At 47.9% G+C, this 15449-nt stretch carries 10 protein-coding genes; 8 read left to right on the top strand and 2 right to left on the bottom strand.

The window, feature by feature from the left end; translation table 11 throughout:
• Positions 1-43: 43 nt before the first annotated feature.
• Positions 44-496 (bottom strand): ABA4-like family protein, encoded by a 453-nt coding sequence (locus GK091_RS26630; protein WP_164043782.1) that lies wholly within the window; start codon positions 494-496, stop codon positions 44-46.
• Between the two features lie 151 nt (positions 497-647).
• Here GK091_RS26630 and prmA point away from each other — a divergent pair, with 151 nt between their 5' ends.
• The 8 genes from prmA to GK091_RS26590 all read left to right on the top strand — a co-directional run bounded on the left by prmA (position 648) and on the right by GK091_RS26590 (position 14362).
• Positions 648-1559 (top strand): 50S ribosomal protein L11 methyltransferase, encoded by a 912-nt coding sequence (prmA, locus tag GK091_RS26625; RefSeq protein WP_164043781.1) that lies wholly within the window; start codon positions 648-650, stop codon positions 1557-1559.
• Positions 1559-6628 carry a hypothetical protein gene (locus GK091_RS26620; protein WP_246202439.1) on the top strand — a complete coding sequence of 1690 codons (5070 nt, stop codon included), beginning with the start codon at positions 1559-1561 and terminating at the stop codon, positions 6626-6628. Before prmA ends, GK091_RS26620 begins: the two co-directional genes overlap by 1 nt.
• Before the next feature lie 709 nt (positions 6629-7337).
• Positions 7338-7844, top strand: coding sequence for a response regulator transcription factor (locus GK091_RS26615; protein WP_164043780.1), 507 nt, complete (start codon positions 7338-7340; stop codon positions 7842-7844).
• A 356-nt stretch (positions 7845-8200) separates the two neighbouring features.
• Positions 8201-9424: a sugar transferase gene (locus tag GK091_RS26610; RefSeq protein WP_164043779.1), complete on the top strand. Its 1224-nt coding sequence runs from the start codon at positions 8201-8203 to the stop codon at positions 9422-9424.
• Between the two features lie 42 nt (positions 9425-9466).
• Positions 9467-10564: a glycosyltransferase family 4 protein gene (locus tag GK091_RS26605; RefSeq protein ID WP_164043778.1), complete on the top strand. Its 1098-nt coding sequence runs from the start codon at positions 9467-9469 to the stop codon at positions 10562-10564.
• A 64-nt stretch (positions 10565-10628) separates the two neighbouring features.
• Entirely contained in the window at positions 10629-12083 is a 1455-nt protein-coding gene (locus tag GK091_RS26600) for an O-antigen ligase family protein (RefSeq protein ID WP_164043777.1), read from the top strand.
• 159 nt (positions 12084-12242) lie between these two features.
• Positions 12243-13103: a glycosyltransferase family 2 protein gene (locus tag GK091_RS26595; protein ID WP_164043776.1), complete on the top strand. Its 861-nt coding sequence runs from the start codon at positions 12243-12245 to the stop codon at positions 13101-13103.
• A gap of 44 nt (positions 13104-13147) precedes the next feature.
• Positions 13148-14362, top strand: coding sequence for a glycosyltransferase (locus GK091_RS26590; protein ID WP_164043775.1), 1215 nt, complete (start codon positions 13148-13150; stop codon positions 14360-14362).
• A 31-nt stretch (positions 14363-14393) separates the two neighbouring features.
• Here GK091_RS26590 and GK091_RS26585 read toward each other — a convergent pair whose 3' ends face one another.
• Entirely contained in the window at positions 14394-15266 is an 873-nt protein-coding gene (locus GK091_RS26585; RefSeq protein WP_164043774.1) for an alpha-1,2-fucosyltransferase, read from the bottom strand.
• Positions 15267-15449: the final 183 nt, after the last annotated feature.

Genomic DNA, 15449 nt, shown 5'->3' with positions numbered 1-15449 from the left:
GATTTAACGCAACTATAATCAATCGAAAATGTTTAATATCTTATTAAAATTTTGTTTCGGATCGATTCCCCAGAAACAGTCGGAGTAGTCCGTAGCCTAAAAGACCACTCGGACCGAGCATAAAACACAGTAGCATACAGGGAATCAGCCACCCGTGCGCTATGTTCTGAGCCTGTCCATCGCGCAGAATATAACTACCGGCTACCAGGTCGAAGGCCAGATAATGAATCCACCCGCCAAGCACAACCTCTTTCTGTCCCTTGAAGAGGGCCTGCACACCAGCCAGCGAACCGAACGATTGAAAATCGACGGCGGGCCCACCAGACGCCACGGGTGCGATCAGCAGATAATAAACGTACAGTCCTCCCAATATCATGGGAATGGGCAGCATCCGCGCGAGCATCTGCGTCACTCGCCAGCGCGGGGCCACGATCATACACACCCACTGCGGTAAAACAAGAAGATTCGCGTAGCTAAAGGCCGTTTCCGGAGTCATAGAGGTTTGCTGTTGGTCCGGTGAATCTACTCAACTTTCAGCACGATTGTCGACTATGTTCCCAAATTCAGCGAACGCAATCGAGGTATTAATCGCTCATCATCTGTGCCAAGCAGGCGATACGACTTCCCTTTTTCACTACCTTAGAGTTATGAATTACATTGAACTGCAACTACACGTTTCTCCCGATTATACGGATATCCTTACTGCCGAACTGGCCGAGCTTGGTTTTGAGTCATTTGTTGAGACCGACGAAGGGGTAAATGCCTACATCATTGACGCTGACTTCGACGAGCAGACCATACAGGAACTTGTTGCTAAATACACGAGTCAAACCGCAATAGCCTACGAAGTCAGTTCGTTAGAAAAGCGAAACTGGAACGCCGAGTGGGAGCGCGATTATGAGCCGATTGAGGTGGCCGACAGTGTCCGGGTCCGGGCGTCCTTTCACCAAACGGACGCCCGGTTTCGTTACGACATTATCATCAACCCAAAGATGTCGTTCGGTACGGGCCATCACGAAACAACGGCCATGATGCTGGAGCAGCAACTCAGCCTTGATTTTACCGGAAAAACGGTGCTCGATGTGGGCAGTGGAACCGGCATTCTGGCGATTCTGGCGGCAAAAATGGGTGCCCGTGCGGTGCTGGCCTTCGACATTGAAGAGTGGGCCGTCGAGAACGCCCGCGAAAATGCCGACCTGAACGACTGCCCGCAAATCACGGTGTTTCAGGGAACGATCAACGATATCAATTCGCCCAATGCTGTTTTGAACTGGGTACCGGCTGTTTTCGATACCGTACTCGCTAACATCAACCGAAATGTATTGCTGGCCGAAATACCAACATACACAGATCTTCTGAAGGAAAACGGGTATCTATTAGTGAGTGGTTTCTACGAGCACGATGCCCCGGACATTCAACAGAAAGCGATTGAAGCGGGCCTTATCCCGGTAAAAGGAATGGCAACTCGGGAATGGACATCGCTCGTTTTTCAAAAGTCTGATTCGGGTGTAGCGACACAGGTGGCCGTGGCATCAACACTTTTTGCAACAACTACGTAATGAACCGTATTTACTCCATACACCATCGTCATCTGTTCGTTCACAGATTACGCTCGCGCTATTCGTTGGTTATCAGGCTATTTAGACCATCGATCGTAGCCAGCCTATTGCTTTACCTGACACTGTCCTCATCGTTTGGTCAGGCGGTTCGGCTTTCCGATAAGCCCGATCAGTTTGTGGCCGAAGTACAAAAGCTAATGGCGACCGGTGGCGGAGTAGCGGTTAAGGCCGGAACAGATTTGCAGGCGATGTGGTCCGAAAACCGTCTGTCGGCTCAACAACAGGAGCGGGTTATGGTATTGAGTCGCAAGATGAACCAGAAGCGGCTTCAGCCCGCTACGTACTTCGTTCCGTTTTATGAGGCACTGTATCTGGCCAGTCAGCAACCCTCCGGGGCATCAGCCAATATCGATGGCCTGCTAACAATAGCCGAAAAATTGTTCGAGGCCAATGATCCGAAGAACTTCGCCCGAAGTCTGGAAACGGCCCGGCGGTTCCTCGAACGGCATGAGTTATATGCCAGCAATTACAACAAGCTGTATGCGCTGGGCGGCAGCTTTCAGTTTCGGTACGTTGACGCAGCGCCCCCCATTTCCATGACGGGGACACTGAGCACGACCGATTCGCTGGCAGCCGCCAAAGCCGCGGCAGAGCGCTCCCGCTTCGATGGCTGGGATACACCAGCCCCGTCGGATTCGACCCAGCCCCGCCAATTGGGACCGCAGTTCGTGCCGCAGCGTCGGCCCATTCCGTCCGTATCGGGCGCGGTCATTACGCTGAAAGACGTAACGCTCGCCGTTGTTGCCAACGGCGATTCGGCCCAATTGTTGAATACGAACGGCGACCTGATGCTCAAGGACGGTATTTTCGTCGGTCAGGGAGGCAAGTTCACGTGGGAAACGGCTGGCCGGCCCGATATTTTCGTGACCCTCAGTGAGTACTCAATGTCGACCATGAGTCCGCGTCTGGCTGCCGACGATGTAACGCTTACGTATGATAGCCGGTCGGGCACATCTCCCAAACCCATCAAAGGTGTTTTTGAATACGTCAGTAAGAAAAAAGGTGGCCCGGTAACCTACCCGCGCTTCATGTCGTGGCAGAATGACGTCAAATTACCTGATCTAGGACCTGATGTCGAGTACCGGGGCGGTTTAGCCTTATCGGGCACACAGATGATTGGCGCATCGGCTAGTGGACAGCCAGCGCAGGTGACGGTCAAATACAACGGTAAACCCGCGTTCAAAGCCAGCAGTCGGCGGTTCGATTTTAGCAGCAGCGATACCACGAGTGCTGGGTTTGGTGGTACGACTACGGGCGCCAAACCGCTGATCTCGGCAGCTTCGGCCTCGTTTGTTGGGTATGTCGATACGGATTCGATTACCCATCCATCCGTCAAATTCAGGTACGACAAAAACCAGCGCATTGCCTGGCTCGACCGGGAACAACGGACCGATTATTCCCGTGTTCCGTATGCGGACTCGTATCACAAATTTTACATCATGCCCGAAGTGGTTCGGTGGGATTTACCGCGTCGGAAAGTCGATTTCTACCAGGTCGGTGCAAAACGGGAGGTGCCGGTACGCTTCGAGTCGTTCGATTATTTTCAGCCGCAGCGCTATTCGGATTTGACCGTCGATTACGGTTTTCACCCGTTACAGATCGTGGCCAATTACATCGCGACCACAAAACAGCAGACGTTTCTGGACGATGACATCACCCGATTCGCGAAAGTCAACCCGGTTTCCCTACGGGGTGCTTTGGGACGGATGGTGCTCGAAGGGTATCTGGACCGCGACGCACGCAGCGGCCTGATGCGCCTGAGCCGGAAAGGGTATCTCTATGTGCTGGCCTATCAGGGGAAACGCGACTACGACAATTTTCAGGTCCAATCCTTGTTTGCGTCTAATGACAGCACGAAGAACGCATCCATCAATCTGGACGACAAACTGCTCACCATCCGGGGTGTTCAACGCTTCACGTTATCCGATTCATTAAAGATATACGGTGTTCCTTCGGATAAAACACTGCGTATTGGTAAAGGGCGCGCCTTTACGTTGAATGGCCAACTGAAGGCCGGTACACTGCGCTACGCAGGCCGTGACCTCAAGTTCGATTACGACAAGTTTTCGATGAACCTCAACAAGATTGACTCCATTACATTCTCTTCCCAGAAACTCGCAGCGCAGGGCAAAGCGGGTGAAGTAGGTGGCGACATCAAATACGAAAATCCAGGAACGGTCTATTTCGGTAGTGCCGATAACAAATCGGGTCTGATCAAGGGGAAAAAGACCACGCAGCGGCTGGTCATGCCGGAAGGGATGACGGTTTATTTTAATCAGCCCATTCGCGGAGATATTACCTATAATCAGAAAGTTTATTTTAAGATACCGGCGATTGATAACGACAGTCTGGGTAAGGGTGACATTTCATTCATAGGCACGTTCTACTCCGATGGCATTTTTCCGCCCTTCAAAGCGGAGCTGAAAACCATGCCCGACAACACCTTAGGTTTTGTTCATAAGGCTCCGGTTGCGGGTTATCCCGTTTACAGCAGTAAAAAAGGTTCAGCCCCATCGAACGTGAAGTTTACGGGGGAACTGGTCATGGACAAAACAGGCTTGCGGGCGGAAGGTGTCTTGAATCACCTCACGGCCAGCCTGACGACCAAGAACATGCTCTTCATGACCGATTCACTACTGGCTGCGGGCGATAAAGGTGAAATCAAAGAAGGTCTCGTGGGTAAAGGCTATTTCCCGCAAGTGCAGTTGAACAACTACAACATGAAATGGTGGCCCAAAGCCGACAGCATGGTCATCAGTACGCAGAAAAATAATTTCAACTTTTACGGGGCCAGCACGAATCTCGAAGGTGGCTTAGTCGTACGGTCGGCCGGTCTGTTCGGTAACGGAACACTACGACGTAAAGATTCGGAAGCCGTCTCTAAAAGCATCAAGTTCAATAAAGAAGGCTTCATCGCCGACAACGCCCAGTTTAAAATCATATCCGATAAAGATGCCACTCGGCCCGTACTGCTCGGGAACGACATCGACGTAGACTTCAATCAGACGAAAGGAATCGTTGGCCTGGCGATCAATAAAACGACGAACGCCAGTAGTAGCGACACACTTACTGGCGCGTCGAGCATGGAGTTTCCCTTTGCCGCCTACAAAACCAGCATCAACCGGGCGCAGTGGAACATCAACGCAAAAACGATAGCGATGAAAGCCGGACCCACGCTCGGTGACGTTAAAAACTCAACGTTTACAGCCACGGCGGCTGAGCAGGAAGGCTTAACGTTCAATGGGTCGGCAGCTCTGTACGACGTTGAAAAGATGATGCTCAACATCAGCGGTGTTCCTTACATAACCTCGGCTGACGCCCGGATTTATCCCGACAAAGGACTTGTCACCGTTCGGCGCAACGGCGAGATGCTGGCCTTGAAAAATGCAAAACTGGAACTGGACACCATCAGCCTGTTTCACAAGCTCAAAAACGGCAACATTCAGATCATTTCCCGGACACGCTTCGCGGGCGATGCAACCTATCTGTTTGCCACGGCGAAAGGCGATACCGCCAGCATCAAAATGGGAAGTTTTGAACTGAAGGAAGCGCCGGCGGTTGCCTCATCGACCCTGACCGCCGACACGAAGAAGCCAGCCCGGAGTAAGCGTAACGCAGCACAAAAATCGGCTACAACCTATTTTACTGTTGCCCGTGCCGATGTCGACGAAAACGATAACCTTCAACTAGCGCCAAAAATGCTGTTCAAAGGGGCCATTACCATGCAGGCTCCGGAACAGGACCTGGCCCTGGATGGAGCCATTAAACCGGCGCTAAAAAAACGGCGGGATTTGATCAGTGGCTGGATTCCATTTAAAGAAAAAATAGCAGAACGACTCGAAATAAAGGTCGACAAAAACCTGAAGAACGAGGGCGATCAGCAACTGGTTGCCGGGATTCATTTCCGGGTTGGTGGCACCGGGCTCTACCCTACTTTCCTCTCCCCGAAAGAAGATTCGAAAGATGATGATCTTTTCTCGGCAACCGGGATTATGAGCTACGATGAAAAAGACAAGGTATATCGCATTGTTTCCAAAGGCAGTGATTTACCGGCGGGTCAGCCAGCGGTAGCCATTGCCTCTGCCGACAGTACCAGCCGCCCAGACAGTGCAGGCAGCGCATCCGATGAGGTCGAGAACGCGTTCACGTTTAATGACGCTCGCGGTTTGATGACGTTTAAGGGCAAAATGAATCTACTGAACGCTGGCCCGAATGAGTATTTGCTGGCTTCCGGATCAGCCCGAATCAATATCGACAGCAGCCAATACCGATTGAATACGTTGCTGGCCTTTTCGTTTCCGGTACCGGATCAAATCAATACTCTTATTGCCGATAAGCTCGTCAAGACGAACCAGGATGAGAAGAACGACGAGGCCGCTGACGATGATTTAAACAGACTCTCCGATAAACTATTACCCCTGATCGGTCAACCGGCCGTAGATGCCTACCGGGCCAAAGCCCAGAACCAACATGCCCCACTCAACCAGGCATCGCCGAAGCTGGGCGGTATGCTTGTGCTGGCGAACGCGAACATGCGCTGGTCCGATAAGTTTGGCGCTTTCTACAGTACGGGGCAACTAGGCGTATCAAACATTGCGGCAACGGACATCAATGCCCAGATGGATGGTTTTGTCGAGATTCGTAAAACCGCGAACGGTGATGAAGCGAGCATTTATCTGGAATCATCGCCCGATGTATGGGTATTTTACGATTATAAGCCCGGCAGTTCGCCCACAGCGATTGGTCAACTAGCAATCATTACATCAGAGCAGGATATTAATGATCGCCTGCTGGCCGGTTCGAAAAACAGTTCGAAGGCTACTATTGAGTTGGTTCCGGCTACCATTGACGAAAAGACCACGTTTGTTGATCGGTATCTCGACCAATATAAGACGAAGAGCAAACCGGCTCCAAAACCGAAAGTGCAGCCCGGTCAAAAAGTAGTCAAAGACGAAAAGAAAAAAGACGAGAAAAAGAAAGATAAGGAAGCCGAAAAGGAAGGTTTTTAGTTGAAAAGGGAGTCAGAGATGACTCCCTTTTTCATATTCGCAGTATCTCGATTGACGATAGATGCTTTCTTATCTGTACATGCCCAAACAGCTAAAGCTTCGTTACCAGACAATACCACCAGCATACGCGAATGCAGATGTCGACCAAAATGCCTGCCTTGTCGTCTTTCTGATTGTCCTTGTCTACGACTTCTGATACCTAAATTTTTCTGGCCATGATCGTCATACTTTTTTATGAACGAAGTAGAAGCCGTTCATGAGCAAACAGATCAACTAGGACAAGTTTAGTACTGGTCTTGCGAAAGTATAAGTTCTAAAATAATCTAGAGAGTATTTTTTATGTTACTAATATCACTTTTATAAAACAAGTGGGCTAATAAAGAAATTGTGTAAAAGGTATGTGTTGTAATGTTTATTATTTTTTTGTAGATCCTAATAATTAAATTAAAAATAGTAATAATTATATAATCATACACATGCCCCTGTAAGTCATTTAAATGAAAATATAGATAACTATCTGATTAACAGATAAATTACCATCTACTAGTCAATGATTGCACCGATACGTATAAGTAAATCTTAAAACTACTATCTATTCGCTATATACCGTGTTTATCGTGCTTTTTTTTTCATGTATAGGTAACCTGCTATGGTGTAAGTAGTCTAAAATTTAGATCTAACCCATCTTCAGAACTAAAATAGCGATAAGATGAATTCAAAATATCATTTGCTAATAGTGGATGAAAATCCTTATGTAGCTGATATTCTCATACAAACGTTGAAAGCAGATTTTCATATCACTGTGGCCAACACAGGTCATGATGCCGCTCGCTTGCTAATCCAGGGCAACCGGTTTGACTGTGTACTCACCGAATTGAATCTCTCCGTTTTTAGTGGACTTGAACTGACAAAACTTATTCGAATGAGTAAGCTCATCTTTCAAACGCCAATCATTGTACTTTCAAATGCTCCCGACAGCAATACTCGGATAGAGTGCCTCGAACAGGGGGTTGACAGTTACATTTCTAAGCCCTTCAATCCACTGGAAGTAAAGGCCAAAATACACGCTATTTTACGTCGTACTGCTCCAGCGAAAGAAGAATCTCCTGAACAGAAATCGTCTCATCTTCCCAGTGAAGACAAGCCATCCTGGCAACCAAAATCACGGATTTTATCCATGCTGCTGAGAGGTTATCTTGTTGCTCAAAGCGCATAGTTTTTTCGTTACTGGGTTTATCAGGTTAGATCGTAAGTCACCTCTTGTTAATATCAAAATACGTGCCAACTCGACTACTAGATAGTCACTAGTTGGATCGTAGAAAAGCAATACTCATCCTCTACTTCGTAAACTAAAAGGCAAAGGATGCCAGACGAGCCAAATAACAGCTCGTGAGTTAACCTTCAGCTTATTTTTTTCACTGGTTCACCGGAAACTTTATAATAAAGACTGAATGACTAATTAATCTCTATCTAAAAAAGACCAATGCATTTTTTTGACAACAGCCAAAGCCAGATAGTACCTAGTGTATTGTCTATTACTTGTCAAAATATATGCCAAAGTTTATTACAGTAATGACAGAAATCGTCATCGGGCCGAATCTCGTGGATATTGCACCTTTAGCTTGTCTCTTGTTAGTGGAGAAAGATGATCAGATTGCCGACCAGATTGTCTCGCTGGTCAGTGACTCCTGCTCAATCGTGCGGTTTAGAAACGTCGATGACGCTGAAGAATGGCTGGCCTATAATCCGACAGTCGATTTAATAATAGCAGACAAGCATAGCGGCCAAACACTGGCATCTCTGGCAAGAGCCAGCGCCACAAACCAGTCGGTTCCTGTTTTGATTGCCAGTCGCTTCGTAAAGCCTGATCTGCTGGAAGACGTGTTAACCGCTGGTGTTACCGATATTCTCACGATTGGCAAAGACGATTACGCCTTACAATCGAAAATAAGGTATTACCTAGAGCTGAATACGCGTATACTATCAGTTCCGGACAAAAGGCCAGTATCAGCAAATCGTCAGTTCGAACTCCCCTGGTGGAAACGGGCTATCGATATTGTTGTCTCGTTGTCTATATTACTAGCGTTGTCACCCCTTCTGGTGGTAGTTTCCCTATTGATAAAACTAGATTCGAGGGGACCAATTTTATACAGATCAAAGCGGGCAGGGACTAACTTTCACGTATTTAGCATGTTCAAGTTCCGGACGATGAGCTCACGGGCGGACCAGCAACTTCGAGAGCTTGCTTCGCAGAATATCTATACGAAACCACAAGAAATCAGTAGTCTCGAAGAGGTTATAGAAAGCCGAGCTGCATTTACCTGTGACTCCTGCCGACAGCGGGGTGTAGCTTGCCAGCAACCACTCTACGATCATGATCAACTGATCTGCGAGAAATTGTTTCTCCGGGAAAATGAAGATGCGGCTAAGTTTATGAAGTTCCGAAATGATCCACGCATTACCCGATTGGGTTCCATTCTCCGTAACAGTAGCATCGATGAATTACCGCAACTGCTTAATATCCTGATCGGTGATATGTCTTTGGTGGGCAACCGTCCATTGCCTCTTTACGAAGCTGAAAAGTTAACCTCCGACGAATTTGCTCAGCGGTTTGCAGGACCAGCGGGTCTGACTGGTCTTTGGCAGATTACAAAACGAGCCAAAGGGCAAGGTCCTATGTCGGATTGGGAGCGGACGCAGCTCGACATTCTGTACTCCAGGACCTTTTCCTTTCAGACGGATATGCACATTATATGGCGTACCATTTTTAGTTTGTGGCAAAAAGAAAACGTATAAAGGAGCGAGCCAACTTATCGATTGTCCTAAGCCGATACTTTCATGACGAACGTATTTATCGATCATCAGAAGTTTAGCACCCAGCGCTACGGCGGTATCAGCCGATACTTCGCCAGCGTAATGGATGGCCTAAGGGACTCGACTAATTTTAGTTACAAGCTGGGTGTGTTGCACAGTCAGAATCACTACCTCCGACATGAATCACTGCCCCTGAATAAGGGTGTATCGGGTCGATTGATTCGCCAGAAGGAATCTGTCGGTTACCGTATTAATGAACTATACTGTAAGCAATTATTGACCAGGCAGGATTTCGATGTTTTCCATCCAACTTACTACAATCCTTATTTCCTGAAATCATTACGTAAACCGCTGGTCATCACGATTCACGATATGACCTATGAGCGGCTACCCGAATACTTCTGGGCACAGGACCCACTGACCCACCAAAAGCGGCTGAATATTGAACGGGCGGATGCCATCATTGCCATTTCAAATACAACACGAACCGATCTGATCAGCCTTTTTGATGTTGATCCGGATAAGATCCATGTCATTTATCATGGCATTGATACAACCTCACCATTGGTTAGTCAGCCAGTAGCGAATTTGCCTGAAAACTACTTACTCTATGTAGGTGATCGTAGCGGTTACAAGAACTTTTATCTATTTTTGAATGCCTTTAAAGAGTTACATACGCGTTACCCTGATTTAAATGTTGTCTTGACGGGTGGCGGGAGTATGGCAATTGCGGATCGAGAGTTTGTCCATCGGTTAGGCTTACAGGATTGGGTCCATCACGTCAATGCAACCGATCAGGAACTTAACTTTCTTTATCGGAATGCGCTGTCTTTCGTTTATCCTTCGCTTTACGAAGGGTTCGGACTACCCATTCTTGAAGCTTTCCGGACGGATTGTCCGATGGTGTTGAGCGATACCGATTGTTTTAGGGAGGTAGCTGCCGACGCGGCAACTTATTTTTCCCCGACTAGTCTGGATGATCTGATTGGCACAATAGATGCAATCATAACGGATACTGAACTACGAAAGAAACTGGTTGAATCGGGGAAAAAGAGACTAAACCAATTTCCACTCTCTGAATCGGTTGCCCAGACGCTCAACGTATATAAGGCATTAAACTAGCTAGCCCATCCTATCCATAATTAGTATACGCAGCATAAAGCTCTTGCACTGACGCTAAGCCGTTATGTTTGAACGAACTATTTTATTAAACGACCAACTACGCGACAACCGCTGGTTCCTAACGGTTTTTGGCGTTCTAATGGCCATGTTAGGCGGTTGGCTTATTGGCAACTTTGGCGTTATGGGTGCGGTGATGACCGTCGGCGCTCCTGTTGCGCTGATACTGGTGACGTGTATACTGATGGAACCGAAGATCGGTTTATTAGTCTACATTCACCTAAGCTTTATGCTTGGTTTCACTCGGTTTCTACTGACCGAGGCCCCTATGGGTCTGGCCATGGACAGTGTTCTGATGCTAACCTTGTTGAGCGTATTTTTGAATGCAAAGCGTATGAACTGGAGGAGGCTGCGGCATCCGGTTTACTTCGCGTTGGTATTTTGGCTGCTCTACACGATTTTGGAGTTGCTAAACCCGGAGGCACCTTATAAGCCAGCCTGGTTTTATCATGCACGGGCCTTTTCATTGAACTGGTTCTACATGGGTACCATTATGCTGGTTATGCCGATCACCAGAGAAGATATTCGTCTGCTCATCAAAACATGGCTGATCTGGTCTTTCTTTGCTGCGCTATGGGGCTTTAAACAGCAATACATCGGACTGGTAGAAGCCGAACGGATGTGGCTAGCCGCAGGAAATGCCAAAACCCACGTATTGTGGGGCCAGTTGCGTAGCTTCTCTTTTTATTCGGATGCATCACAATTTGGGGCAGAGATGGCCAGTGCCACGCTTTTCTGCTCATTCCGGCTTTTCGAAGACAAAGGAGTGCTGAAGAAGATCGGGTATTCCATTCTGATTCTGATCTTCTTCTGGGCTTATGCTATTTCTGGTACTCGCAGTGCTTTTTTCGTGCTAGTTGCAGGTTACCCCTCCTATCTGTTTCTTCGCCGTGATCCCGTCCTCATTATCCGGGGTATTTTTGTGGCCATTCCGATTCTGGTCATTTTGCTTTTTACTCATATTGGCGACTCGGTTTATCAGATTTACCGGATTCGAACAGCGTTGCAACCCAATGCAGATGCTTCTTTTCTGGTTCGCCTGGAAAACCAGCAGAAACTGAAAGCTTACTTGCGCTCTTTACCGTTTGGTGCCGGTATTGGCACGTCGGCGGATACCGGTGCTCGATTCTCACCGAATCACTTTGCGGCTCAGATTCCACCCGATAGCTGGTATGTCGAAATCTGGATCGAAACGGGCGTCGTTGGACTTACGCTCTACTTACTTATGCTAGCCACCATTATAGGTTATGGGGTTTACAAAGTCTGGCAGATTAAAGACCCGTGGCTATTCCGGCTTATGATTGCCCTATTAGCAAATTTTATCGGTATTACATTAATGTGCTACTCAAACCCCACGTTGAGTCAGTTCCCAACCTGTACCATGCTTTACATTGCATCTATTTTATTTACAACTGGCGAACGCTGGGATACAAAGCCGGAAAGCCAGTCAGTAATGGCCTGACAATATAGCAGTTACCAAGTATTGATCATGTTTCTACTATGGGTGTATCGGGCCAGTTGGCTAGTGCGTCTGCATAGTTGACAGGACTATGCTATGCCTAAAATTGCCGGATTCTGTTTTGACTACTAGTGCTATCCTCTAATTTATATACCTAAAACTATGAATCTCTTATCAAATCCTGCCTGGTTGAAACGCCACGAATACCCATTCGACAGCGTTGATCAGGTACCCCAATCGGTGTTCGACGAAATCAACGCACGATTGGACCAACGGCTTAGTAGCAAGCCTGTAGTCTCTATCATGGTGATCGCTTACAACGAAGAGGTAAATATTCTCCGCAGCATTAGCAGCCTTTCATACCTGGAAACATCAATTCCGTTTGAGATCGTTACGGTCAATAATAATTCGAAAGACCGAACCCAGGATACTATCGATAAACTACACGTCAAGAAGTTTTTCCAGCCCATTCAGGGGTGTGGCCCTGCCCGGCAAATGGGCCAGGAGATGGCCACCGGTAAATACATGTTGCTGGCTGATGCCGATTGTCTTTATCCGGCCAACTGGCTGAACGAAATGATGAAGAAGCTAGACCAGCCCGGCGTGGTCTGCGTCTACGGCCGCTACTCGTTCATTGCCAACACACAACTGCCCCGGTGGCAACTTACCATACACGAAACACTGAAAGATATTGTTGCCGAGTTTCGTCAGTTTAAACGTCCTTATCTCAACGCTTACGGTATCAGCATGGGCTACCTGCGCGAGGCAGGGCTCAAGGCTGGGTACATGATGCATAATCGAACATGGGGCGAAGATGGACGTATTTGCTTCGACATGATGCCTTACGGCCGGGTCGTGCCGATGAAAACGTCATCGGCGCGTGTCTGGACGGGACCTCGCACCCTGATGAAGGATGGCACCCTCTGGCAAGCCTTGGGAAAGCGAGTAAAAAAAGAAGTGAACCGAGCAGTATCTTACCTGACTCCGCTTGCTCCGCACGATACCAAAACATCTGAAGACTGAACAAGCTGTGTAGGGCGCGGGCTTTCTCACCGCCTATTCCGAATATGAACAAGTTCGATAGTATAATTTGTGTTGGCCAGACACCCTGGGAAGGTGATTTTCAGAAAGCCGTTGTCCAGTTGATGACTGAGCTTTCTGTACGACACCGGGTTCTGTATGTCGATTATCAGTATACTATGAAGGATTGGGCAATGGGGCTTCTTGGCCGTCAGCCTGTTCCTACTCGGAAATTGATGCGGTTAGAAAGCCCGCTTACCAAAAAAATAGTCGAGACCGGTGGCGACGTTTACGTCTGGACACCACCGATGATGTTGCCTGTCAACTGGCTGTCGGCTAAACCACACGACCTATTTATTCAGTGGAATATCAGACGGTTAGTAAAAGAGCTTCGCCGGGTGATGCACCAGCTAGATATAAGCAATCCACTGGTTGTGAATGGCATGAATCCGGTTTTTGGACTGCTTATGATGGAGCAATTGCGTGAATCGGCAACGATTTACTACTGTTTCGATGAAATAACCATTGCCAAGTGGATGAGCCGTCATGGGAGCCGCTACGAACCCGAATACCTCCGTCGGGTCGACGCCGTTGTTACAACGTCCGAGACATTACGACAGGCGAAGTCGACCTTACAGCCCAATGCCTTTTGTGTGAAGAATGGAGTTAATTTCGACTTGTTCAATCAAGCCCGCCAGTTGGAAAAACCCCTGCCCGAGTCTAAACCGGTAGTCGGTTATCTGGGAACCGCAGACGATCGCATTGATCTTGATTTGGTAGAATACTGCGTTCAAACCATGGACGACGTAATCTTCCAATTTGTTGGCGAGGTACATGAGCCTGCTATCAGCCAGCGTTTGAGCAGATACGCCAACGTTATTTTTACGCCCCCAAAACAGCCCGCCGAATTACCCGCCTTACTGGCAAAAATGACGGCAGCGATGATTCCATTCGTTTGTAATGCGCATACGTACACGATCTATCCGTTAAAAATCAACGAGTATCTGGCTGCTGGCCTACCTGTTGTGTCGACGCCATTCTCATTACTAGACGATTTTGACGGAGTGATTGCCTTAGCTGCCAGCCCCGCTGATTTTGCTCAGGCACTCCGACACTCGTTAAGCGACAGTAGCACGACACGAGTTGACGAGCGGATTTTGATGGCCAGCAACAACTCCTGGAAGCACCGCGCCGAGGAATTTGAAGCCGTCATTACACAGATGACGGTCGAGCAAAAACCCGTTCACCTTCCAATCAGTTGATGTCGGCTGGACCCGCTGCCTGATGCCGTATTCAGATACGAATCCAACGGGTCGGAATAAGGTCTTTTGTGTTCCAGGTTGGTTTATTTTTAAACCAGTGCTTTGGCGCGATTACGACCTTATCCGTTCGCGGGTTCAACCAGGCTCCCCACCAGCTAAACGAACTGTTGGCAATAATGTGGTGATAACATAAGCCCATCAGTTGAAGATCGTCAAGATCGGCTTCGGAGCCAGCATTGGTTACGAACTCATGGGGTACATTTAAGGTCAGATTTTGTTTGACCCAATCCGGATCATCACTGAAAATGAAGAACTTAGCCGTGGGGAATTGATTCAGCAGTAATGGGATTGCTTGCTGGTAATAGTCGAGACCAAGAAATCCAAACGACTGGCTGAATTCAGGATGAGAGACATAATCGCCACGCCTGATGTGCAGTGATACCGGAATTTCGGCTTGCCTTATTATTTCCTTGTAGTAGTCGAATGTTTCTCCGGTTTGACGCTTGAACGTCAACTCCTTTCGAATTACATCGGCACAGTCGCTGAAATAATCTTCTGATTGCCAGCATCCATCTGTAATAATAAAGCTGGATTTGGCTTTTAAGACCCGGGGTTCAACATGAAACTGACTCTCCTCTAGAAATTCAAAAAGGGGTTTAAGCGTCCGGTTTGGTGCTAGCTTCGTCGCTTTCGACACGTACAGAAAAGGCGACGTATCGAGCAGAACGTAGTCGATATTGAATGGATAGAGTTTAAACTTTCGGGGGGTATCCGTTGCGTACTCCTGCTTATAGTAGCTCAGATCGAAATAAAGCGACGTGTTATTTCGAAGGGCAAGGCTTCTGCCCAAAGCATACTGAAACAACTGATTGCCTAATCCACCCGCAATTCTGGCAACGACCATGCCTCTTAAAATTAAATAAACGATTTATACAAAAAGAAGGGAGAAGATCCAGCTGGCTATCAGGTCTTTTGGACGAACAAATACCTGGAGTTATTTCAGAAGAAAGCGTAACTTAGAATGAACAGAACAAACGTGCAGACGACTACTAATTGCTACTGTTGAATCAAGTTGACGGGCTTCGTT

Origin of the sequence: Spirosoma agri (genome assembly GCF_010747415.1) — a bacterium.
Taxonomy (GTDB): domain Bacteria; phylum Bacteroidota; class Bacteroidia; order Cytophagales; family Spirosomataceae; genus Spirosoma; species Spirosoma agri.
This window is presented reverse-complemented; position numbering and strand designations above follow the sequence as displayed.

Coding starts and splice junctions, on each gene's coding strand:
- GK091_RS26620 (WP_246202439.1), top strand. CDS start 1,559: ATGAACCGTATTTACTCCATACACCATCGTCATCTGTTCGTTCACAGA.
- GK091_RS26600 (WP_164043777.1), top strand. CDS start 10,629: ATGTTTGAACGAACTATTTTATTAAACGACCAACTACGCGACAACCGC.
- GK091_RS26605 (WP_164043778.1), top strand. CDS start 9,467: ATGACGAACGTATTTATCGATCATCAGAAGTTTAGCACCCAGCGCTAC.
- prmA (WP_164043781.1), top strand. CDS start 648: ATGAATTACATTGAACTGCAACTACACGTTTCTCCCGATTATACGGAT.
- GK091_RS26630 (WP_164043782.1), bottom strand. CDS start 496: ATGACTCCGGAAACGGCCTTTAGCTACGCGAATCTTCTTGTTTTACCG.
- GK091_RS26610 (WP_164043779.1), top strand. CDS start 8,201: ATGACAGAAATCGTCATCGGGCCGAATCTCGTGGATATTGCACCTTTA.
- GK091_RS26585 (WP_164043774.1), bottom strand. CDS start 15,266: ATGGTCGTTGCCAGAATTGCGGGTGGATTAGGCAATCAGTTGTTTCAG.
- GK091_RS26590 (WP_164043775.1), top strand. CDS start 13,148: ATGAACAAGTTCGATAGTATAATTTGTGTTGGCCAGACACCCTGGGAA.
- GK091_RS26595 (WP_164043776.1), top strand. CDS start 12,243: ATGAATCTCTTATCAAATCCTGCCTGGTTGAAACGCCACGAATACCCA.
- GK091_RS26615 (WP_164043780.1), top strand. CDS start 7,338: ATGAATTCAAAATATCATTTGCTAATAGTGGATGAAAATCCTTATGTA.